The organism is Paenirhodobacter sp. CAU 1674 (assembly GCF_029222945.1).
Taxonomy (GTDB): Bacteria; Pseudomonadota; Alphaproteobacteria; order Rhodobacterales; family Rhodobacteraceae; genus Rhodobacter.
In genome coordinates, this window is sequence record NZ_JARHUH010000003.1 from 141,340 (window position 1) to 163,179 (window position 21,840).

The window sequence follows — 21,840 nt, forward strand, 5'->3', positions numbered from 1 at the left end:
AGACAGGAGACGGCATGTCCCCCTTCAAATTGATTCTCGCCGCGACTGCGGTTGCGTTTGCGCTCCCTGCAGTGGCCGGTGATATCGTGATCACCGATCCCTATGCACGGGTCTCTACCACGATGTCGAAATCGGGTGCGGCGTTCATGGTGATCGAAAACCATGGCGCCCAGGCCGACCGGCTGGTGAGCGTCAGCTCGGATGTGGCGGACCGGACCGAGCTGCACACCCATATTTCCGATGGCAATGGGGTGATGCAGATGGTCGAAGTGCCCGAGGGTTTCTCGATCCCGATGCATGGCACGCACGCGCTGCAGCGTGGCGGCGATCATGTGATGTTCCTTGGCCTGAAAGACGCCGTTGCCGATGGCGACGTGCTGCACCTGGTGCTGCATTTCGAACATGCGGGCGATGTGGCTGTCGACGTGCCCGTCGATCTGAAACGTGACGGGCAAGGCATGGCGAACATGCCGATGGGCGGAATGCAGATGATGCATGGCGCCCCGGACGGCACGATGCCGATGCATATGCCGAACAACTGAGCGGGGCCGCGCGGGTTTCCCGACTGCGCGTCTTCGAAATCTCTCCCACCCCGTAACGCGTCCCTTGCCGCGGGGTGGGCCACCGCCATCAGGTTTTCCCGAGCTTGGATGCGGTGTCTTGAAATGAGGGTGGCCGCTCTCCCTGATGGTCCGCCCGCAGGTCAAGGTCTGTCCCTGCCGCCCACATGCCCTTGCGGGTCGGCGGGGACAGAGACCTGACCCGGATAACAAAAGCCCCGGCAGATGGCCGGGGCTTTGTCATTTTGGATGAACCCGCGTGCGGCTCAGCCGTTCAGCACCGCCAGCATCTCGGCCGCCGCGGCCGCAGGGGCCGCCTGCCCCGCCGCCACCGCATCGCCCAGCGCCTGCAACTTCGCGCGCACCGCCGCATCGGCGGTCAACCGTGCCAGCAACCCTTCGCGCACCTCGGTTTCGAACCAATGGCGCGACTGCTCGGCCCGGCGTCGTGCGAAATGACTGTTTTCGCGCCGCCATTCGGCCAGCGTCCTCATCTCGTCCCAGGCCTTCGCCAACCCGTCCTCGGCCAGCGCCGACACCGGCAGCGCCTTGGGAAAACCTTCGGGGTCCTGCGGGCGCTTGCGCAACAGGCGCAAGGCGCCGGCATAATCCGAAACCGTGCGCATCGCCGCGGGCTTCAGATCGCCATCGGCCTTGTTCACCAGAATCATGTCGGCCATTTCCATGATCCCGCGTTTGACGCCCTGCAGTTCATCGCCGCCTGCGGGCGCCATCAGCAGGATGAACAGATCGGTCATCTCGGCCACCAGCGTTTCGGACTGGCCCACCCCCACGGTCTCGATCAGCACCACGTCGAAGCCCGCGGCCTCGCACAGCGACACGGCCTCGCGGGTGCGGCGCGCCACGCCGCCCAGCTGCGCCTGACTGGGCGACGGCCGGATGAAGGCCATCGGATCGCGCGACAGCCGCTCCATCCGGGTCTTGTCACCAAGGATCGAGCCACCCGAGCGCGCCGAACTGGGATCGACCGCCAGCACCGCGACCTTGAGCCCCTGCGCCGTCAGCATCATCCCGAAACTTTCGATGAACGTCGACTTGCCGACGCCCGGCGTGCCCGACAGACCGATGCGCAACGCCTGACGGCCACAGGGCGCCAGCGCCTCCAGCAGCGCCGCAGCCTGCGCGCGATGATCGGCCCGACCGGATTCGACCAGCGTGATCGCCCGGGCCAAAGCGCGGCGGTCGCCTTGCAGGATTTTCGGAGCAAGATCGGCGGCGGGCGTCTGAGCGGTCATCGAAAAGGCCTTCGGGTCGGGGGCTTCTGACGAAACCGTCAGAAAACGTGAAACGGTTTCGGTTTCTTGCCCCCTCGCGGCAGTGTATGTCCAGAGCGAAGGCAGAATTCGTGAGGAGTAACATGGTTTCGCTGACCCAAACCCTGCGCCGGAGCCTGCCACTGGCCCTTGCTGCCGCGCTGTCGCTTGCGCAGCCGTTGCACGCCGATCAGACCGACCGGATCGACTTTGACGTGGTGCTCAAGGGGATCACCGCCGGGCGCCTGACCATCGACGGCAAGATCGAAGGCAATTCCTACGGTGCCAACGGCGTGATGAAGACCGCAGGTCTTGTCGGCGCGTTGAAAACCATCCGCTATGATGCCCGCGTTTCGGGTGGCTATGTGGACGGGGTTTTCACGCCGCTGCAATTTGCAGAAACCGCGCTGCGCTCGGGCAATACGGTCGAACATGGCATTGTCTACAAGAACGGCAAGCCGGTTTCCGTTACCCGGAACCCACCGCGCACCCCGCGCGACCGCGACGTGGCCCCCGACCAGCAAGGCGGCACGATCGACCCGCTGACCGCGCTTTATGCGGTGTTGCGCGATGTGCCGCGTGAAGAAGCCTGCAAGCTCAAGGTCACGATGTATGACGGCGCGCGGCGTTCGCAGGTCGCGCTGGCCGCACCGCAATCGGCGGGCGAGGGCGTGAAATGCGCAGGCGAATACCGCCGCCTCGAAGGGTTCTCGGAAAAGGACATGGCCGAAAAGACGCGCTTCCCCTTCGTTCTGACCTATGCGCCCACCGGCGATGGCCGCCTGCGCGTGGTCGAGATTTCGACCGACACGATCTATGGAAAAGGTCGGCTGAAACGGCGATAAGGCGGTGTGACCGACCGCTTGCCCATAGATGACGCGCTGCCCGCGCTGAAAACCGCCCTGGCTGCGGCGGGTCGTGCCGTGCTGATGGCGCCCCCCGGCGCGGGCAAGACGACGCGCGTGCCGCTGGCGCTGCTGGGGCAGGTGACGGGGCGGATCGTGATGCTCGAACCGCGCCGTCTGGCCGCCCGCGCCGCAGCCGAACGGATGGCCGAAACCCTGGGCGAGCCGGTAGGGCAGACCGTCGGCTACCGCATCCGGGGCGAGGCGAAAACCTCGCGCGCAACCCGGATCGAGGTGGTGACCGAGGGTATCCTGACCCGGATGATCCAGTCCGACCCCGAACTGACCGGCATCGGACTGGTGATCTTCGACGAATTCCACGAACGCAGCCTGAACGCCGATCTGGGCCTGGCGCTGGTATGGGAGGCGCGCGGCGCGCTGCGCGAGGATCTGCAGATCCTGGTGATGTCCGCCACCCTCGATGCCGAACCCGTGGCCGCCCTGCTGGGGGACGCGCCGGTGGTGCGTTCGGAAGGGCGCGCCTATCCGGTCGAAACCCGCTGGCTGCCCCGTCCTGTCCCTGCGGGGATGCGGCTGGAACCCGCCGTGGCCGCTCTGATCGAACAGGCCGTTCTTGAAAGCGCCGAAACCGGCCTTGGCGGCGGGGTTTTGGTGTTCCTGCCCGGCGAAGGCGAGATCCGCCGGGTCGAGGCCCTGCTCAGCGGACGGCTGCCACCCGGGGTGGCGATCCGTCCACTGTTCGGTGCAATGGATTTCGCCGCGCAACGTGCCGCCATCGCCCCCGCCCCCGCCGGACGCAAGATCGTTCTGGCCACCTCGATTGCCGAAACCTCGCTGACGATTCAGGATATTCGCGTGGTGGTGGATGCCGGCCGCGCCCGGCGCCTGCGCTTCGATCCCGGCTCTGGCATGGCGCGGCTGGTGACCGAACGGGTCAGCCGGGCCGAGGCCGAACAACGCCGCGGTCGCGCCGGGCGCGTCGCCGAAGGCCTGTGCTACCGGCTCTGGACCAAGGGCGAAGAGGGCGCGCTGCCCGCCTTTGCGCCGCCCGAAATCGCCGTGGCCGATCTGGCCGGGCTGGCGCTGGAACTGGCGCTCTGGGGGTCGGACGGGGCCGATCTGGCCTTTCTGACGCCGCCCCCCGCGCCGGCACTGGCAGAAGCGCGCGCACTGCTGACGGGGCTTGGCGCGCTGGATGCGCAGGGCCGGATCACCGCCCATGGGCGAGCGTTGGCCGCGCTGCCGCTGCACCCGCGACTGGGGCACATGCTGGTCACCGCAGGCCCCGAGGCCGCGACCCTGGCCGCCACCCTGGCCGAACGCGACCCGATCCGCGGCGCGCCCGCCGATCTGGGGCTGCGCATCGCCGCTGTGGCCAACCCGGGCCGCTATGAAGCCGAGCATCCGCACGCCGTGCATCGCAGCACGGTCGAGCGCATCCGCACCGAAGCCAAGCGCCTGGCGCGGATGGTGCAGCCCGCCGCGCGCCGCTTCAGCCTGGCCGAAATGGCCGCGCTGGCCTATCCCGACCGGATCGGGCTGCGCCGCAAGGGGGATGACGCGCGCTATGTGCTGTCGGGCGGCAAGGGCGCGGTGGTGGATGCCGCCGACCCGCTGGGCAAATCGCGGCTGATCGTGGCGAGTGATCTGGATGGCGACCCGCGCGAGGCGCGGGTGCGGCAGGGCATCGCGCTGGCCGATGCGGAATTGCGCGCGCTTTATGGCGATCAGATCGGCTGGGTCGATGTCTGCGAATGGTCGCGGCGCGAGGGCCGCGTGGTGGCGCGCCGGCAGGAACGCTTTGGCGCGCTGGTGCTGGACGACCGGCACTGGCCCGATGCCCCGCCCGAGGCACTGGCTCGTGGCGCGCTCGACGGGCTGCGCCAGATCGGCCTGACGCTCACCCCCGCTGCGCGCCGGTTCCGGGCCCGCGTCGACATCCTGCGCGCCGATGGCGCCGATCTGCCCGACCTGTCGGATGCGGCCCTATTGGCGGGCGAGGCCCTGCTGCCCTTCCTGCGCGGCAAGCGGAGCGAGGCCGATCTGCGCGGCATGGACCTGACCGAGGCGCTGCGCGCGCAACTCGACTGGGAGCAGATGAGCCTGCTTGACCGTCTGGCGCCCAGCCATTTCGAAACCCCGCTGGGCCGCCGCGTGCCGATTGATTATGACGGCGAGGCCCCGGCGATCGAGGTCAAGCTGCCCGAGATGTATGGCGTGACCACGCACCCGACCGTAGGCCCCAAACGCCACCCGCTGCGGATCAGCCTGCTCAGCCCCGGGATGAAGCCGATCCAGGTGACGATGGATCTGCCGGGCTTCTGGGATGGAAGCTATGCCGAGGTGCGCAAGGAAATGCGCGGCCGCTACCCGCGCCACCCCTGGCCGGAAAACCCGCGCGAGGCCGACCCCACGACCCGCGCCAAGCCCCGCGGCACATAAGGGGGCGCTGCCCCCTCGGCCCGAACGGGCCTCACCCCCGGGATATTTCAGCCAGACAGAAAGATGGAAAGCTTCTGTTAACCAGAAGATGTCAGTCTGGAGGCCAGGTGCAGGCGTGGACGCGTCCTCCCGTCCCCGTCACAGGCGCCCGGCTTATCCGCCCCTCTGCGGCCCGAGCCGGGCGTCTGTTTGCCCCCCCTTGCCATTCTTTCTGGCAAAAATATCCTCAGGGGGTGAATGGCCGCAGGCCAGAGGGGGCGCGAGCGCCCCCTTCCCCACGGCGGCCCAGGCTTACTTGCCCAGACACCAGCGCATCACCGCCTTCTGCGCGTGCAGGCGGTTTTCGGCCTCGTCGAAGATCACCGAATGCGGGCCATCCATCACCGCGCTTGTCGCCTCGTCATTGCGATGCGCGGGCAGGCAGTGCATGAACAGCGCATCGGGGTTCGCCTCGGCCATCAGCGCCTCGTTCACCTGATAGCCGCGCAGCTGGTTGTGGCGGCGTTCCTTGGCGGATTCCGGGTCATGCATGCTGACCCAGGTATCGGTGACCACCAGATCGGCGCCCTGCACGGCCTTGAACGGGTCACGCTCGATCTCGGCTTTCACGCCCTTGGAGCGCGCAAATTCGATCCACTCCCGCTCGGGGTCGAGCGTCGGCGGGCCGGTGAAGGTCAGATCGAACCCGAACTGTCCGGCGGCATGCAGGAAGCTGGCGCAGACATTGTTGCCGTCGCCCGACCAGACCACCTTCTTGCCGGCGATCGGGCCGCGGTGTTCTTCATAGGTCATCACATCGGCCATGATCTGGCAGGGATGGGTGCGGTTGGTCAGCCCGTTGATCACCGGCACGGTGGCGTGTTCGGCCATCTCCAGCAGGGTTTCTTCCTCGAAGGTGCGGATCATGATCAGATCGACATAGCGCGACAGCACCCGGGCCGTGTCGGCAATCGTCTCGCCATGGCCCAGTTGCATGTCGGAGCCCGACAGCACCATCGTCTGCCCGCCCATCTGCCGCACGCCCACATCAAAGGACACCCGCGTCCGGGTCGAGGGTTTTTCGAAAATCAGCGCAACCATGTGCCCCTTGAGCGGCTGGTCGTCATCCAGCGCACCCTTGGGGCGACCGGCGCGCGCGTCTTTCATCGCGCGGGCGTTGTCGATCATGCCGCGCAGGGCTTCGGGGCTGGTTTTATGGATGTCGAGAAAATGGTTCATCGGTTTGTCTTTCGTATCCGGGTCAGGGGCGTGCCCTGATCCCCGGAATATTTTTGCCCGGGAAACTCAGGCCTTGGCGTTTTCAAGCTGCGTGGCGGCGGCATCGAGGCGGGTGACAGCCTCGGCCATGTCAGCCTCGGAAATGTTCAGCGCGGGCAGAAGGCGCAGCACATTGTCGGCGGCGGGCACGGTCAGCAGGTTCTGCGCATAGGCGGCCTTGACCACATCGGCGGGGGCGATCTTGCATTTCAGCCCCAGCATCAGCCCCTGGCCGCGCACCGACTCGAACACATCGGGATGGGCGGCGACCAGACCTTCGAGCTTTTGCCGCAGGAAGCCCGCCTTGGCGTTCACCGCGTCCAGGAAGGCGGGGTCGGCGACGATTTCCATCACCTTGGCGCCCACAGCACAGCCCAGCGGGTTGCCGCCATAGGTCGAGCCATGGGTGCCCGCGACCATGCCCGAGGCCGCGTCCTCGGTCGCCAGCACGGCACCGATCGGGAAGCCGCCGCCGATGCCCTTGGCCACCATCATGATGTCGGGGGTGACACCCGCCCATTCATGCGCGAACAGCTTGCCGGTGCGGCCCACGCCGCATTGCACCTCGTCGAAGATCAAAAGCGCGCCGGTTTCGTCGCACAGATCGCGCAGCCCCTTCAGGCATTGGTCGGGCACCGGGCGGATACCGCCTTCGCCCTGCACCGGCTCGATCAGGACCGCGGCGGTCTTGTCGGTCACCGCGGCGCGCAGGCCTTCGTGATCGGCCCATTTCACATGGGTGAAGCCCGGCAGCAGCGGGCCGAAGCCCTTGACCATCTTTTCCGACCCGGCCGCGGCGATCGCCGCCGAAGACCGGCCATGGAAGGCGCCTTCGAAGGTGACGATCTCGGTCCGGTCCTCGCCTTTGTCATACCAGTATTTGCGCGCCATCTTCACCGCCAGCTCGCAGGCCTCGGTGCCCGAGTTGGTGAAGAAAACGGTATCGGCGAAGGTATGTTCGACCAGCAGATCGGCCAGCTTTTGCTGTTCAGGGATCTGATACAGGTTCGAGACATGCCACAGCTTGCCGGCCTGTTCGGTCAGCGCCGCGGTCAGCTCGGGGTTGGCGTGGCCCAGGGCGTTCACCGCGATGCCCGCGCCCATGTCCAGGTATCGGCTGCCATCCGCCGTCTCGAGCCAGGAGCCTGCGCCTTTGACGAAGGCGAGAGGGGCGCGGTTGTAGGTCGGCAGAATGGAAGCGATCATCGCATGTCTCCAATAGGGAAGGCCAAGGGGTGCAACAGGCCCAGAGGGCTGTCAACGGTTTTGGGCGGTGTGACGCGGGGGTTTTGGCAGGATGTGGCACGAAGCCACGGGTGATCGGTCGTCAGCGCAGGGTGCGGCGACGTCGGGGACGGGCAATAAGGGCGGTCCGGGTGATCATGCCCGCGCTTTAGCCCGGGCGCGGTTTTCTGTCAAAGCCTTCTTGCGTCAGCGCTTGAAATCAGGGGGCGGAGCTTGTATCTCGGCCCGTCCCGATTAGAATAGGGGCAAGCAGAACCTGCGCGCGGGGCACCGCGGCGCTTAGTGGAAGGATGGCCCATGTCCTGGACCGATGAACGCGTCGAGACTTTGAAAAAGATGTGGTCTGAGGGCCAGTCCGCCAGCCAGATCGCCAAGGAACTGGGCGGGGTGACCCGCAATGCGGTGATCGGCAAGGTGCATCGTCTGGGCCTGTCGAACCGGGCCACCGGCGGCGACGCCCCGGCCGAGCGGCCCGAACCCGCGGCCGCCGCGCCGCAACCTGCCACCACCACCGCCACGCGCGTCGAGCCGGAACCCGCCCCGGCCCCGAAACCCGCGCCGCAACCGGCCGCCGCAGCGCCTGCGGCCCCCGCCGCCAGCGCCGCGCCGCGCCCCGAACCTGCGCCGGCGCCCGCAACCCCGGCCGCGCCTGCGCTGCGCAAGCAGATCATCCCCGCGGGCCAGCCGCTGCCGCCGCAGCCCTCGGCCAATGAAATCAGCCCCGAGGCGTTGGCCAAGGTCGGCGAGGTGGAGAAACGCGCCCGCAAGATCAGCCTGATGGAACTGACCGAGCGCACCTGCAAATGGCCGATCGGCGACCCCGCGACCGAACATTTCTGGTTCTGCGGCCTGCCGAGCCAGCCCGGCAAACCCTATTGCGAGGCCCATGTCGGCGTGGCCTTCCAGCCGATGAGCGCGCGGCGCGACCGGCGCCGGTAAGCACCGCCTGCCCGCTGATCCATGCGCACGCCGCTGATCCTGCTGGTGATTTCACTGCTCGGTCTGGGCGGTGCCTTGGTCTGGCCCGCATCGGCCGACCTGATCCTTCTGGCCGGCCCCGCGGCGCTGGCCAGCCTGTTCTTGCTGCTGCGCGAATGGCTGCGCGGCCCGTCGGGGGGCAAGCCCGGCAAAAGCAAACGCTGGATCGTGGTCGATGGCTCCAACGTGATGCACTGGAAAGACGGCACGGCGGATCTGGGCACGCTGCGCGCAGTGCTGGCGCATCTGCGGGAGCTGGGGTTCAGCCCCGGCGTGATGTTCGATGCGAATGCAGGCTATAAGCTGGCCGGGCAATATTTGCATGACGGTGCCTTGGGCCGGCAACTTGGCCTGCCGAAGGACCGGGTGATGGTGGTGCCCCGGGGCACGCCCGCCGATCCGATGATCCTGACCGCAGCGCGCGATCTGAACGCGCGGATCGTCACCAATGACCGCTACCGCGACTGGATCGAGACCTATCCCGAGATAAACAACCCCGGGCACCTGATCCGCGGCGGCTTTCGCAACGGGCAGCTGTGGCTGGATCTGAACTAGGCGGCCTCGATTCCCCACCTTCCCCGCCGCCTGCCCGCAGTGTATATGCGCCCCATGAGCCAGAATCCGCCCTCCCTCCGCCCCGATCTCGCGCCCAAGGCGCGCTTTGATGATGCGCCGCGCCCCGGCCAGCCGACCATCGGCATGGTCAGTCTGGGCTGCCCCAAGGCGCTGGTCGACAGCGAGCGGATCTTGACGCGGCTGCGCGCCGAAGGCTACGCGATCAGCCCCGATTACACCGGCGCCGATGCGGTGATCGTGAACACCTGCGGCTTTCTGGACAGCGCCAAGGCCGAAAGTCTGGAGGCGATCGGCGAGGCCTTGCAGGAAAACGGCCGGGTCATCGTGACCGGCTGTCTGGGCGCCGAACCCGAATTCATCACCGGGGTCCACCCCAAGGTTCTGGCCGTCACCGGCCCGCACCAATACGAACAGGTGCTGGACGCGGTGCATGGCGCGGTGCCGCCCGCGCCCGATCCGTTCATCGACCTGATGCCCGCGACCGGGGTCAAGCTGACGCCCCGCCACTTCAGCTATCTGAAGATTTCCGAAGGCTGCAATCACCACTGCAAGTTCTGCATCATCCCCGACATGCGCGGCAAACTTGTCAGCCGTCCGGCCCATGCCGTGCTGCGCGAGGCGGAAAAGCTGCTGGATGCCGGCGTGCGCGAACTGCTGGTGATTTCGCAGGATACCTCGGCTTACGGCGTCGACCGCAAGCATGACCTGAGCCCCTGGAAGGGCGGCGAGGTGCGCGCCCATATCACGGACCTCGCGCGCGAGATGGGCAAGCTGGCGCAGGGCACCGACGCCTGGGTGCGGCTGCATTACGTCTACCCCTACCCGCATGTGCGCGATCTGATCCCGCTGATGGCCGACGGGCTGATCCTGCCTTACCTGGACATCCCGTTCCAGCACGCCCACCCCGATACGCTCAAGCGCATGGCGCGGCCTGCGGCGGCGGCAAAGACGCTGGACGAAATCGCGGCCTGGCGCGCGGCCTGCCCGGACATCGTGCTGCGCTCGACCTTCATCGTGGGCTATCCCGGCGAGACCGAGGCCGAGTTCCAGACCCTGCTGGACTGGATGGACGAGGCGCAGCTCGATCGCGTCGGCTGCTTCCAGTATGAAAACGTGGCCGGCGCGCGCAGCAACGACCTGCCCGACCATGTGCCCGCCGAACTGAAGCAGGAACGCTGGGACCGGTTCATGGAAAAGGCGCAGGCGATTTCCGAGGCGAAGCTTGCGGCCAAGGTCGGCAGCCTGCAACAGGTGATCGTGGACGAGGTCGACGATCAGGGCGCCACCTGCCGCACCCGCGCCGATGCGCCCGAAATCGACGGCAACCTGTTCATCGACGAAGGGTTCGAGGGGCTGGCGCCGGGCGACATGCTGACCGTCGAGGTCGAAGAGGCCAGCGAATACGATCTTTGGGGCCGCATCGTCTGACCGCCGCAGGGGCTTAATACAGCCCCTCGGTGTCGATATGCACCACCTCGCCGCAGTGCTTGCAATGCACCGCGTCGGCGTCATGCAGGCTCAGCCCGCATTTGGGGCATTCGTAGCGCACCTTGGTGGGGCGAAACAGCACCTGCGCCAGCCGCAAAAACAGCGTCACCCCAAAGATCATTACAGCGACCGACAACAGCCGCCCGGTCGTGCCCTGCAGCGTGATGTCGCCAAAGCCGGTGGTCGTCAGTGTCGTCACCGTGAAATAGAGCGCGTCGGCATAATTGCGGATGTCGGCATTATGGCCGTATTGCGTGGCATAGATCAGCCCGGTCATGATGAACAGGAACACGCCCAGATTGATCGCCGCCAGTATGATCTCTTCATGCTTGCGAAACAGCGTGAAATCCTGCCGCAGCCGGGCCATCAGTTGATAGGTGTGCAACAGCCGCAGCGTGCGCAATATCCGCAGGAAGCCAAAACTTTCGCCCGTGATCGGCGCCAGAAACGACACCATCGCCACCACATCGGCCAGCGTGGCCGGACGGGTCCAGAACTTCAGCTTGCGCCCGGCTATGGCGAAGCGGGCGGTGAAATCGGCCACGATCACCAGACCGATCAGCGCATCGACCACCTCGATCCAGTCGTGGCGCGCGAAAAACGAGGTCACGATGACGAATCCGATCGTCATCAGATCGAAAACCAGGATCGCATAACGAAAAATCTGCGCGTCCCTGCTGTCGCCTTCGTAAAAATGCCGCAGCCGCTGTAACATCACGAACCCTTTTTGTTCGATTTACCGCTTTTCCAGGCTCCGGCCAAGCTCACCCTTGCAATTTGCGTCATTCGGGGGCATATGAGTGGCGCGAGACGCTATCTTTCGACGATCTGCTCCTTTGGGCTTCAGTTCGCGATTTTGACGTGACTGAGCCGGGCTGCCGCACTCTCGCGGGCAGCATATCAAAGGAGACACACGATGGCCAACGGCACCGTGAAATGGTTCAACACCACCAAAGGCTTCGGCTTTATCGCCCCGGAAAACGGCGGCAAAGACATCTTCGTTCACATCTCGGCGGTTGAGCGTGCGGGCCTGCGTGGCCTGAACGACGGTCAAGCTGTGACCTTCGATCTGGAAAAAGGCCGTGACGGCCGCGAGTCGGCGACCAACCTGGCGCTGGCCTGATCCTTTTCGGATTTTCGAATGGTTGAAAGGCGGCCGAAAGGCCGCCTTTTTCCGTTTCCGGTCATGTCTCGATCAGTCGTCGCTGCGATTGTTCAGCGCAACCAGCTGAGGCACCGTATAGTCGGCGGGATTCACACCGGCTTGTGCGGCCAGCTGTGCCCGCCCGGCGGTGATCGCATCGGTGCGGTTCTTGCCACCATGCGAGATGATCGCCTCGGCCACTTCGAACTTGCCCGCCCGCAGCGCCTCGTTCAGCGAAACCAGCTCGGCGGTGGTGTAGTCTTCGGCATTCACACCAGCCTGTGCAGCCAGCTGACGGTCGCCCGCGGTCGGACCTGCCACCTTGCCGACCGGAACCAGGCTGAACGGGGCGGCACTTTCATTGTCACTCTTGACGGCTTCGAGCGCGACAAGCTGGCTGGTCGAATACTGCGAGGCATCGACGCCCAGGCGGGCCGCCAGTTGCAGTTGCGCGGGGCTGATGGCCTGCGCCGAAGCGGCGCCCCCGGCAAGCAGGGCAATCAGGCTCAGGGTGATGGTCGGGTTACGCATGTCTATCTCCTATGCACTTGGTATCTGGTTCGTGGTCCGGGCATCGGGCCCGTTCGACCTTCGATGAGGCAGAGTTAGACCTGCGCGCTCAGATAAGACATCCCCCAGAATTATCCTGTTATTGTGCATTTTTGCAGTGTTGAAATTCATCTGGGCGCTATAGCGTTCACTTTTAGCCAAGCAGCATTGGCCCTGAAACCGTCCCCGCCACCCCGGGGAACCACGCATGCCCGCCGTCGCCACGGACCCTCCGATCAGATGTTTGCGATCAACCGTGAGGATCGGGGGGGGGGGTGCGTGAACACCAACCGACCGAAGACAGGTGCCGCAAGCGGGAATCAGCCTCGCACAGCAGGCACCGGCACAGAATCGCCATTGCGGCACCCGGCGTTACCTGTCGCTTTGCGCCCCCATGCCGCCGTGCCCGAACGCCGAAGGCCCCGCAACCCTGCCGCCACGGCCCGATCCGGCCCGAACTGTGCCGCCCGCCCCTTCCCCTGCCCCCCTAATTCGCCTACATAGGCGCCAACTCCACATATCCGCGAACGAGGTTTTCCGATGGCGTCCTATCAATATGTCTACCACATGGATGGTGTCTCGAAGACCTATCCCGGCGGCAAGAAGTGCTTTGAAAATATCCGGCTGAACTTCCTGCCCGGCGTGAAGATCGGTGTTGTCGGCGTCAACGGCGCGGGTAAGTCCACCCTGCTCAAGATCATGGCCGGGATCGACAAGGATTTTCAGGGCGAAGCCTGGGCCGCCAAGGGCGCCAAGGTCGGCTACCTCGCGCAGGAACCGAACCTGGACGACAGCAAGACCGTGCGCGAAAACGTCATGGAAGGCGTGGCCGACAAGACGGCCAAGCTGGAACGCTATAACGAACTGGCGATGAACTACTCGGATGAAACCGCCGAGGAAATGGCCCGCCTGCAGGACGAGATCGACGCCGAAAACCTGTGGGATCTGGACAGCCAGGTCGACATCGCGCTCGAAGCGCTGCGCTGCCCGCCCGACGACGCGAACGTCGCCAGCCTGTCGGGGGGCGAACGCCGCCGCGTCGCACTGTGCAAGCTGCTGCTGGAAGCGCCCGACATGCTGCTGCTGGACGAACCGACCAACCACCTGGACGCCGAAACCATCGCCTGGCTGCAAAAGCACCTGATCGACTACAAGGGCACGATCCTGTGCGTCACCCACGACCGTTACTTCCTGGATGACATCACCAGCTGGATTCTCGAACTCGAACGCGGCCGCGGCATCCCCTACGAGGGCAACTATTCCGCCTGGCTGGAACAGAAGGCCAAGCGGCTGGAGCAAGAGGCCCGCGAAGACAAGGCCAAGCAGAAGGTCATGGAAAAGGAACTCGAATGGATCCGCGCCGGGGCCAAGGCCCGTCAGGCGAAATCCAAGGCCCGGATCTCGGCCTACGAGAAAATGGCCGACGAAAGCGTCAAGGACCGGGTCGGCAAGGCCCAGATCGTCATTCCGAACGGCCCGCGCCTTGGCTCCAAGGTGCTCGAGGTCAACGGGCTGAAGAAGCATATGGGTGACAAGCTGCTGATCGAGAACCTGTCGTTCAGCCTGCCGCCGGGCGGCATCATCGGCGTGATCGGCCCGAACGGCGCCGGCAAATCGACGCTGTTCAAGATGATCGTCGGCGACGAGAAACCCGATGAAGGCACCATCGAGGTGGGCGACACCGTGAAGATGTCCTTCGTCGACCAGTCGCGCGACGCGCTCGACCCGGACAAGAACGTCTGGGAAGAAATCTCGGGCGGGGCCGAACTGATCACGCTGGGCGACGCGACCATCGCCAGCCGCAGCTATGTCGGCGCGTTCAACTTCAAGGGCAGCGACCAGCAGAAGAAAGTGGGCCTGCTGTCGGGCGGTGAACGCAACCGCGTGCATATGGCCAAGCTGCTGAAATCCGGCGGCAACCTGCTGCTGCTCGACGAACCGACCAACGACCTGGACGTCGAAACCCTGCAGGCGCTGGAAGCCGCGATCGAAGATTTCGCCGGCTGCGCGATCATCATCTCGCACGACCGCTTCTTCCTCGACCGCCTGTGCACGCATATCTTGGCGTTTGAGGGCGACGCCCATGTCGAATTCTTCGAGGGCAACTTCGAGGATTACGAAAAAGACAAGATCCGCCGTCTGGGCCCGGATGCGGTCGAACCCAAGCGCGTGAAATACAAGAAGTTCACGCGGTAAAGCAAAAGGCCGGGGCTTCCCCGGCCTTTCTTTTTCCGACACGGCCATGTCTGCGTGATCAACGCCTCCGCCCGCCAGCCCCGGCCGCCGCTCCGCAGGTCACGGCCCCCGTCCGCTTTCTCTTTGGCAAAAATATCCCGGGGTGAATTGGCCGCAGGCCAAGAGGGGCAGCGCCCCTAGCGCACCGCCTCTACAATCGCCTCGGCTGAAATCGCGGCAGGTTGCTGAAACGGATTTCCCTGCACCAGAACGATTGCCGCGGATGGTGCGGCGGCGAGTGCAAAAAGCGCAATCGCCAGCATCCCGGCGCGGGGCGTCTCCAGATGCACCACCGCGATTGACAGGATGGTCAGAAACCCCAGCGCCGCCATTCCCAGCCATTTCAACGGGTTCAGATGCGTGCGCGACAACGAGACCCGCAGATCGCGGTCGTCGCGCAGCACCATCACCTTGCGCAGCATCTCGGCCTGCAGCACGTCGCCCGCCGCTTGCGCCAACCCGGGCCCCGCGACCAGTCGCAGCATGGCATCCGCAGCCACCGACGCACCAGGCGCCACCTCGCGCGTGCGCAATGCGCCGAACTCCGCCGCCACCTGTGTGCCATAGTCGCACACCGCCCCCGTCAGCGCAGCCTGCTGCGGCGCGGGCAGCACCTCGGCCAGCACCAGCAAACTGCGCAGATTGTCAGCTTCGCGCAGCACCGCATCCATCGCCCGGTCGCGCGCCGACCAGGTATCATTCGCAATGAAGGCCAGCGTCAGGCCAAACAGCATCGCATTCACGTTCAGAAACGGCGGTGCCACGCCCCGGAACCGCTCCAGCCGCCCGGCCAGCATGCCGTGATGCGCAAGCCAATGTACCAGCCACACGGCCGCCAGCGTGCCCAGAACTGCCAGCGCCGCATAGGAATAATGCTCATAAGCCAGCCAGTTCATCCCTGCCCCCGTTGTCGCGATGCCCCAGCATAGCGCAAACTCCGGTCAGGAAAACCGCGCGTGTTGCCTCACGCCACCGCCATATCCTCGCCATCCGATTGGCGCCGCAGGCCCGGTGCGCTGCGGGTGGCCTGCACCACCAGCCCTTCGATTGCGGCGCCCCGGTCCATCCGCAGCACCGCGCGCGTGATCTGCGGGGTGAACCCGGCCTGCGCCAGCAGATCGCGGATATAGGCCTCGGAATGGGCGTAACGGCGGCTTTCGCGCAGGAGGACGGGGGCGTCCTCGCTCAGCTCCACCGTGAAGGCGAAAATGCCGCCCGGCACCAGCGCCTGCGCGACCCAGCCCACGATCTGCTCCAGCGCGCCCAGATACAGGAACACATCCGCCGCAGTGACCAGATCCCAGCTTTCCACGGGCAGATCGAGGCGCCCCAGATCGGCCTTCGCCAGCCGGTCGTAGATCTGCTTGGCCCCGGCCTCGCGCAGCATCTCGGCCGAGATGTCCCACCCTTCCAGATGGTCGGCCAGATCGCGCAATGCCGCCCCCATCAGCCCGGTGCCGCAGCCCAGATCCAGCACCCGGGCGAACCGCCCCGCCAGCCCGGCACGCAGCAGTTGTGGCGCGCGGTAGTCCAGCGTCTCGACCAGCGCATGATCGAAATGCGCGGCATATTGGTCGAACAGCGCCTCGACGAAGGCTGCGGGCATGGTGTCGGCCAGGGGCTGACCGCGCAGCAGATCGCGGCGCAGCGCCGCCCCGAACGGATCGGCGGGATCAAGCTGCAGCGCGCGCTCCAGCGCGTCCGCCGCCCCATCCAGCCCGTGATCGGCCCGGATCTCGCCCAGCCGATACCAGCCGGCGCCCCACTGCGGTGCGATTTCCAGCGCCTGCGCATAAAGATCGGCGGCAGCCGCCGCCTCGCCCGCCGCCAACAGGCCCTCGGCATAGTCGGCGCGACGATCGGCGATCAGATCGCCGGAAGAAAACTGAAGGGGTATCATGTGATGTCCTGAACTGGAGAAATGCCGCCGTTCAGGAGCGGGTTACGACAGAGGTTGACGCATGATTGACCAGACTAGGGAACCGTTGCCAGATGATCCGTGGCAACGGTTTCGTCAATCCCCCTGCGTGCCTGACCAGATCACCGTTTCTTGACGAACTCGGTCAGGATCACGATGCGCTGGCCTTCGACACGGCCTTCGATATGCGCGGGATTGTCGGTCACAAGGGAAATCCCGCGCACAGCGGTGCCGCGCTTGGCGGTGAAGCCTGCGCCCTTGACCGGCAGATCCTTGATCAGCGTGACGGTATCGCCCTGCGCCAGAATGGCACCGTTGCTGTCGCGATGCACCACGCCTGCCGCCGCCTGTCCGGTTTCGGCCAGAGCCTGCACCTCGGGCTCCAGCATCATGCCGTCGCGCGCCTCTTGCGCCCAGGGCGCGTCGATCTGCCCAAGCTTGCGCCAGACAGCGGCCTGAACGGCAGGGATCGCCGACCACGCCGCCCCTTCAAGGCAGCGCCAATGCGCCTCGGGGGCGTCGTCCGAGCGGCAGGTTTCGCACAGCAGAAGCTGCTCGTCCGTGCCCGCCAGATCCTGCGCCGCCAGCCCCTCGGTCGCGCCACAGAATTCGCAAACGCCGCCCGCGCGGGCTTTCAGATCATCAATTACCGCCATCGGTCCCTCCATCTTTGCTCCGGCTTAGGAGCCGGCAGAGGGAAAGGCAAGCCGCGCGTCAGCACAAGCCGCGCCCATAAGGGCGCGGCCCGCAGCTTACTTCGCCCAGTCCCATGCCACGGTGAACTCGCCCAGCTTGTGCTTGAGCGCATCGTCATCCACCGTGCCGGTGGTCGCGAGTTGCGCAACCAGACCGCGTTTCTTGTCCTCGACCACGGACACGACATGCGCCGGAATACCCGCTTCGGCCAGCGCCGCATCCAGCACCCGGGTGATGGCACGCTTGCGCAGATCGGGCTTGAAGATCTTGCCAACCGCGGTTTTCGGCAATTCGTCCATCACCTCGATATGCTTGGGGATCGCGGCGCGTTCATGGATGTGCCGTTTCGCATGGGCGGCCAGCTCTTCGCTGCTGACCGTGGCCCCTGCGATCAGTTCAACATAGACGCAGGGCAATTCGCCCGCGAAGCTGTCGGGCTGGCCGATGGCACCTGCGAAGGCCACCGCCGGATGGATCAGCAGCGCCTCTTCGATTTCGGCGGGGTCGATGTTATGCCCGCCGCGGATGATCAGATCCTTGGCGCGCCCGGTGATCCACAAATAGCCGTCCGGGTCGATCCGCCCCAGATCGCCGGTGCGCAGGAAGCGGTCTTCGGCGAACAGGTCGTGGTTCTTGTCAGCCTCGGTATAGGTCGACCCTTCGAACACACCGGGGTTGGCCACGCAAATCTCGCCCACCTCGTCGACGTCGCATTCGATAAAGGCGCCATTGGTTTTGCGCAGGATGCGGACATGGGTGTAGGGCAGCGGAATCCCGACCGAGCCCACTTTCTTATGCCCGTCGACCGGGTTCACCGCGACCAGACAGGTCGCCTCGGTCAACCCGTAGCCCTCGCAGATCTCGACCCCGGTCGCCTCTTTGAAGCGGTTGTAAAGCTCGACCGGCAGCGGCGCAGAACCGGAAATCGCCGTGCGCAGGCTGGAGATGTCTGCATCGACCTTGCGCTGCATCAGCGCGGCAATCGCGGTGGGCACGGTAATCAGGAAGGTGACCTGCCAGCGCTCGACCAGTTTCCAGAAATTGTCGAACACCCCTTCGCCGCGATAGCCCGCGGGCGTCGGCAACACCACATGCGCGCCCGCGTCGATCGCCGACATCAGGATCGGATAGGCCGCGAACACATGGAACAGCGGCAGCGGACAGATCATAACGTCGCTCTCGTCGAACAGCAGCTTGCCGCCCAGCCAGCCGTTATAGATCATCCCCGAATATTTGTGCTGCGCCACCTTCGGCATGCCGGTGGTGCCGCCGGTGTGGAAATAGGCGGCCACACGGTCGCCCGTCGAATCCGCGAACATCAGCTTGTCGCCCGGCATCTTGGCCGCTTCGGTGTTGAAGTTGAACACATCGGCATGATGCTTCAGCGGCGTTTTCGGCCGGATGAAGGGCACGATCAGGCTTTTCGGCGGGCTCAGATAGCGGTTGAGGTCGATTTCCAGCACGGTCTGCACATTGGGTGCGTGCTTGACCGCCTCGGCCGCCTTCTGGGCGATATCGCTTTTGGGAAAGCTTTTCAGCGTGACCAGAACCTTGGTCTTGGTTTCGCGCAGGATCGCGGCGATCTGTTCGGCTTCCAGCAAGGGGTTGACCGGATTGACGATGCCCGCGACCGACCCGGCCAACAGCGTGACCGCCGTTTCCAGGCAGTTCGGCAGCAGATAGGCGACCGTGTCGGTCTCGCCCACCCCCAGCTTGCGCAGCAGGTTCGCAACCTGCGTGACCCGCGCATGCAGCTGCGCCCAGGTCAGGGTCTCGGCCCGGTCCTTGGGCCCCGAGGTGATCTGGAAGGACAGTGCCGGACGGGCACCATGCGCGGCCTTGGCCCGCGACAGAAAATCATACATCGTGGTTGCCCGCTCGCGCGCTTCCCACGGCATTTCAGCTTCAACAGCATCGCGATCCGCGATGGATGCAAATGTCGGCATAAGTCCCTCCCTCGGCTCGTTCCTCCGCGAACCTGGCCCTCACCATGCGGCAAAAGGCCCCGTGGCGGCAAGGGTAGGGCAGAGCTGAAACGTCACGTCACAGCCCGGTTGACGTTTGGAAAGGGGACCGCCGCGCCCCCCGGAAATGCACAGGGCGGCCCGGGATACGTGCCGCCCTGCAAACTTCTATGGCCGACGGATCAGGCCTTGCCACCGGGGATGCGCAGCACCTGCCCCGGATAGATCTTGTCCGGGTGGGTCAGCATCGGCTTGTTGGCTTCAAAGATTTCCATGTAGCGGTTGGCATTGCCCAGCGTCTTTTTCGCAATCGCCGAAAGCGTGTCGCCCTTTTCGACGGTATGGAACACCGCATCGGCAGTGTCGTCGTCATGCGAGGTTTCGACCGAGGCCACGCCATCGACGTTGCCCACCGCAAGAATGATCTTTTCCTTGGTCTCGGCGTCGACCGCCTTGCCCGATACGACGACCTTGTCGCCCTCGACCGTCAGCTCGACCCCTTCGGTGTTCAGACCAAGGTCTTTCAGCTCGGCTTTCAGCACCTCTTCCTTCGGCGCCTCGGCGGCTTCGGCTTTCGAGCCGAACAAAGATTTGCCCGCACCCTTGACGAAATTCCACAGACCCATGTTTCACTCCTTCCAATGCACCAGATCGTGCGACCGGCCCGGGCGGGCCAGCGACACCATAGGCACAGGGTGCATCATTCGAATGACATGGGACAGGGGAAAATCTTCGGGCTTTCCCTCCTGCGTCCTGTCGTGCCGACGCCGCTCAGACGGCGGCGCCGTCGGTGAATTGCAGCCGCGCGAGTTCGGCGTAAAGCCCGCCTTCGGCAACCAGCGCATCATGCGTGCCCTGCGCGATGATGCGGCCTTCGTCGAAGACGACGATGCGGTCGGCCTTCTTCACCGTGGCCAGGCGGTGTGCGACGATGATCGTGGTGCGCCCCACGGCCAGCCGCTCGACCGCCGCCTGCACTTCGCGTTCGGACGCCGCATCCAGCGCCGAGGTCGCCTCGTCCAGCAGCAGAACGGGCGCATCGCGCAGGATCGCCCGCGCAATCGCGATACGTTGCTTTTGCCCGCCCGACAGCATCACGCCGCGCTCGCCGACATAGGTATCAAACCCCTGCGGCAGCGCCGCCAGGAAGTCATAGGCATGCGCGGCGCGCGCGGCCTCTTCGACCTGATGATCGGTCGCATCGGGGCGGCCGAAGCGGATATTTTCGCGCGCCGAGGCGGCAAAGATCACCGGGTCTTGCGGCACCAGCGCGATGGCATGGCGGAAATCGTGCCGCGCCAGATCGCGCAGGTCGTAGCCGTCCAGCGTCACGCGGCCCGTCTCCGGGTCCCAGAACCGCTGGATCAGTTGAATGACCGTGGTCTTGCCCGCGCCCGAAGGCCCGACCAGCGCCACCGTCTCGCCCGGCGCGATATGTAGCGTGACATGATCCAGCGCCGAGGTTTCCGGCCGCGAGGGATAGTGGAAGCTGACATCTTCGAAGCGCAGCTCGCCGCGCGCGGGCATCGGCAGCGGCACCGGATGCGTGGGGTCCTTCACGCTGTCCGCGGCCGACAGCAGTTCGACCAGACGTTCGGTCGCCCCGGCGGCGCGCTGGATCTCGCCCCAGATTTCCGACAGCGCGCCCACCGAACCCGCAACCATCACCGCATAGATCACGAACTGCACCAGCTCGCCCACCGACATCTGGCCCATGCGCACATCGCGCGCGCCGACCCACAGCACCCCCACGACCCCTGCAAAGACCAGGAAGATCACGATCACCGTCATCACCGCGCGCGTCGAAATCCGCTTGTGCGCCGAGGCAAAGCTTTTCTCGGTCACATCGGCAAAGGCCGCGCGGGTCTGCGGTTCATGGGTGAAGGCCTGCACGGTCTGCGCCGACAACAGCGCCTCGGACGCCGCGCCCGAGGAATTGGCGATCCAGTCCTGGTTTTCCCGCGACAGAACCCGCAGGCGGCGGCCCAGCACAATGATCGGCACGACGACAGCAGGCACCACCAGCAGCACCAGCCCGGTCAGCTTGGCCGAGGTGATGAGCAACATCGTCATGCCCCCCAGCAGGATCAGCACGTTGCGCAGCGCCACCGACACCGACGAGCCGATCACCGACAGGATCAGCGTGGTGTCGGTGGTGATCCGGCTGATGATCTCGCCGGTCAGGATGCGTTCGAAAAAGGCGGGGCTCATGCCCAGAACGCGGTCGAAGACGGCCTTGCGAATGTCGGCCACGACCCGTTCGCCGAACCGGGTGACAAGGTAGTAGCGCGCACCCGTGCCCAGGGCCAGCAGGCCTGCGATCACCAGCGCCGCGGTGAAATATTCGTCCAGCAGCTGCGCGCCTTGCTGGAAACCGTCGACCACGCGGCGCACCGCCAGCGGCAGGATCAGGCTGATCGAGGCGGTCAGCGCCAGCGCCGCCAGCGCGGCGATCGCGGTCAGCTTGTAGGGCGCGACAAACGGCGCCAGACCCTTGAGTGCGCCGATGCGTTTGGTCGTCGGCCGATCCTCGATCGGTGCCTGCGGTCTGCGTGCCATACGGTCCCCCCTTCGTTGCCCACGGGTTTAGGGGCAGGCTCGGGCTGGGGCAAGGGTGGAATCCGCCCGCACCGCAGCACGATCATCAC

Annotated in this window: 19 protein-coding genes; 8 read left to right on the forward strand and 11 right to left on the reverse strand. The window is 65.6% G+C overall.

All coding sequences use genetic code 11. The annotated features are described in order from the left end of the window. Nucleotides 1–14 precede the first annotated feature (14 nt). Entirely contained in the window at nucleotides 15–542 is a 528-nt protein-coding gene (locus tag P2G62_RS05195) for a copper chaperone PCu(A)C (protein WP_275733816.1), read from the forward strand. Nucleotides 543–826: 284 nt separating this feature from the next. Here P2G62_RS05195 and meaB read toward each other — a convergent pair whose 3' ends face one another. Continuing rightward, the gene (gene meaB, locus P2G62_RS05200; RefSeq protein ID WP_275733817.1) at nucleotides 827–1,816 is read right to left on the reverse strand and encodes a methylmalonyl Co-A mutase-associated GTPase MeaB; all 990 of its coding nucleotides are present in this window, start codon (nucleotides 1,814–1,816) and stop codon (nucleotides 827–829) included. Nucleotides 1,817–1,938: 122 nt separating this feature from the next. Between meaB and P2G62_RS05205 the strand changes: the two genes are divergently transcribed. Both P2G62_RS05205 and hrpB read left to right on the forward strand, forming a co-directional pair. After that, nucleotides 1,939–2,679: a DUF3108 domain-containing protein gene (locus P2G62_RS05205; RefSeq protein WP_275733818.1), complete on the forward strand. Its 741-nt coding sequence runs from the start codon at nucleotides 1,939–1,941 to the stop codon at nucleotides 2,677–2,679. Nucleotides 2,680–2,685: 6 nt separating this feature from the next. Continuing rightward, nucleotides 2,686–5,142 (forward strand): ATP-dependent helicase HrpB, encoded by a 2,457-nt coding sequence (gene hrpB / locus P2G62_RS05210; protein WP_275733819.1) that lies wholly within the window; start codon nucleotides 2,686–2,688, stop codon nucleotides 5,140–5,142. A 291-nt stretch (nucleotides 5,143–5,433) separates the two neighbouring features. On the opposite strand, the gene argF is transcribed toward hrpB, so the two are convergent. Continuing rightward, nucleotides 5,434–6,360 carry an ornithine carbamoyltransferase gene (argF, locus tag P2G62_RS05215; RefSeq protein WP_275733820.1) on the reverse strand — a complete coding sequence of 309 codons (927 nt, stop codon included), beginning with the start codon at nucleotides 6,358–6,360 and terminating at the stop codon, nucleotides 5,434–5,436. Between the two features lie 66 nt (nucleotides 6,361–6,426). Then, a complete protein-coding gene (locus P2G62_RS05220; protein WP_275733821.1) occupies nucleotides 6,427–7,605 on the reverse strand; it encodes an aspartate aminotransferase family protein in 1,179 nt (392 codons plus the stop codon). Between the two features lie 336 nt (nucleotides 7,606–7,941). Here P2G62_RS05220 and P2G62_RS05225 point away from each other — a divergent pair, with 336 nt between their 5' ends. The 3 genes from P2G62_RS05225 to rimO are packed head-to-tail and all read left to right on the forward strand — an operon-like array spanning nucleotide 7,942 to nucleotide 10,626. Next, a complete protein-coding gene (locus P2G62_RS05225; RefSeq protein ID WP_275733822.1) occupies nucleotides 7,942–8,583 on the forward strand; it encodes a GcrA family cell cycle regulator in 642 nt (213 codons plus the stop codon). 21 nt (nucleotides 8,584–8,604) lie between these two features. Further along, on the forward strand, nucleotides 8,605–9,177 hold the full coding sequence (locus P2G62_RS05230; protein WP_275733823.1) for a hypothetical protein: 573 nt from the start codon (nucleotides 8,605–8,607) through the stop codon (nucleotides 9,175–9,177). A gap of 54 nt (nucleotides 9,178–9,231) precedes the next feature. Beyond that, a complete protein-coding gene (rimO, locus tag P2G62_RS05235) occupies nucleotides 9,232–10,626 on the forward strand; it encodes a 30S ribosomal protein S12 methylthiotransferase RimO (RefSeq protein ID WP_275733824.1) in 1,395 nt (464 codons plus the stop codon). A gap of 13 nt (nucleotides 10,627–10,639) precedes the next feature. On the opposite strand, the gene P2G62_RS05240 is transcribed toward rimO, so the two are convergent. Further along, a complete protein-coding gene (locus P2G62_RS05240; protein WP_275733825.1) occupies nucleotides 10,640–11,401 on the reverse strand; it encodes an ion transporter in 762 nt (253 codons plus the stop codon). A 201-nt stretch (nucleotides 11,402–11,602) separates the two neighbouring features. Here P2G62_RS05240 and P2G62_RS05245 point away from each other — a divergent pair, with 201 nt between their 5' ends. Next, entirely contained in the window at nucleotides 11,603–11,809 is a 207-nt protein-coding gene (locus P2G62_RS05245; protein ID WP_275733826.1) for a cold-shock protein, read from the forward strand. 72 nt (nucleotides 11,810–11,881) lie between these two features. Here the strand turns inward: P2G62_RS05245 and P2G62_RS05250 are convergent, their stop codons facing one another. Further along, nucleotides 11,882–12,361 carry a hypothetical protein gene (locus P2G62_RS05250; RefSeq protein WP_275733827.1) on the reverse strand — a complete coding sequence of 160 codons (480 nt, stop codon included), beginning with the start codon at nucleotides 12,359–12,361 and terminating at the stop codon, nucleotides 11,882–11,884. 558 nt (nucleotides 12,362–12,919) lie between these two features. Here P2G62_RS05250 and ettA point away from each other — a divergent pair. Beyond that, nucleotides 12,920–14,575, forward strand: a complete 1,656-nt coding sequence (gene ettA / locus P2G62_RS05255) for an energy-dependent translational throttle protein EttA (RefSeq protein ID WP_275733828.1) — start codon at nucleotides 12,920–12,922, stop codon at nucleotides 14,573–14,575. A 176-nt stretch (nucleotides 14,576–14,751) separates the two neighbouring features. On the opposite strand, the gene P2G62_RS05260 is transcribed toward ettA, so the two are convergent. The 6 genes from P2G62_RS05260 to P2G62_RS05285 form a co-directional block, all read right to left on the reverse strand. Next, the gene (locus P2G62_RS05260) at nucleotides 14,752–15,510 is read right to left on the reverse strand and encodes a DUF4239 domain-containing protein (RefSeq protein WP_275733829.1); all 759 of its coding nucleotides are present in this window, start codon (nucleotides 15,508–15,510) and stop codon (nucleotides 14,752–14,754) included. Nucleotides 15,511–15,578: 68 nt separating this feature from the next. Next, complete coding sequence (locus P2G62_RS05265) at nucleotides 15,579–16,514, reverse strand: methyltransferase domain-containing protein (RefSeq protein WP_275733830.1); 936 nt, start codon at nucleotides 16,512–16,514, stop codon at nucleotides 15,579–15,581. A 140-nt stretch (nucleotides 16,515–16,654) separates the two neighbouring features. After that, nucleotides 16,655–17,188, reverse strand: coding sequence for an alkylphosphonate utilization protein (locus tag P2G62_RS05270; RefSeq protein ID WP_275733831.1), 534 nt, complete (start codon nucleotides 17,186–17,188; stop codon nucleotides 16,655–16,657). A 96-nt stretch (nucleotides 17,189–17,284) separates the two neighbouring features. Then, nucleotides 17,285–19,174: an acyl-CoA synthetase gene (locus P2G62_RS05275; protein WP_275733832.1), complete on the reverse strand. Its 1,890-nt coding sequence runs from the start codon at nucleotides 19,172–19,174 to the stop codon at nucleotides 17,285–17,287. A 200-nt stretch (nucleotides 19,175–19,374) separates the two neighbouring features. Continuing rightward, entirely contained in the window at nucleotides 19,375–19,818 is a 444-nt protein-coding gene (gene lysM / locus P2G62_RS05280) for a peptidoglycan-binding protein LysM (protein ID WP_275733833.1), read from the reverse strand. A gap of 145 nt (nucleotides 19,819–19,963) precedes the next feature. Beyond that, nucleotides 19,964–21,751, reverse strand: coding sequence for an ABC transporter transmembrane domain-containing protein (locus tag P2G62_RS05285; RefSeq protein ID WP_275733834.1), 1,788 nt, complete (start codon nucleotides 21,749–21,751; stop codon nucleotides 19,964–19,966). Nucleotides 21,752–21,840 lie beyond the last annotated feature (89 nt).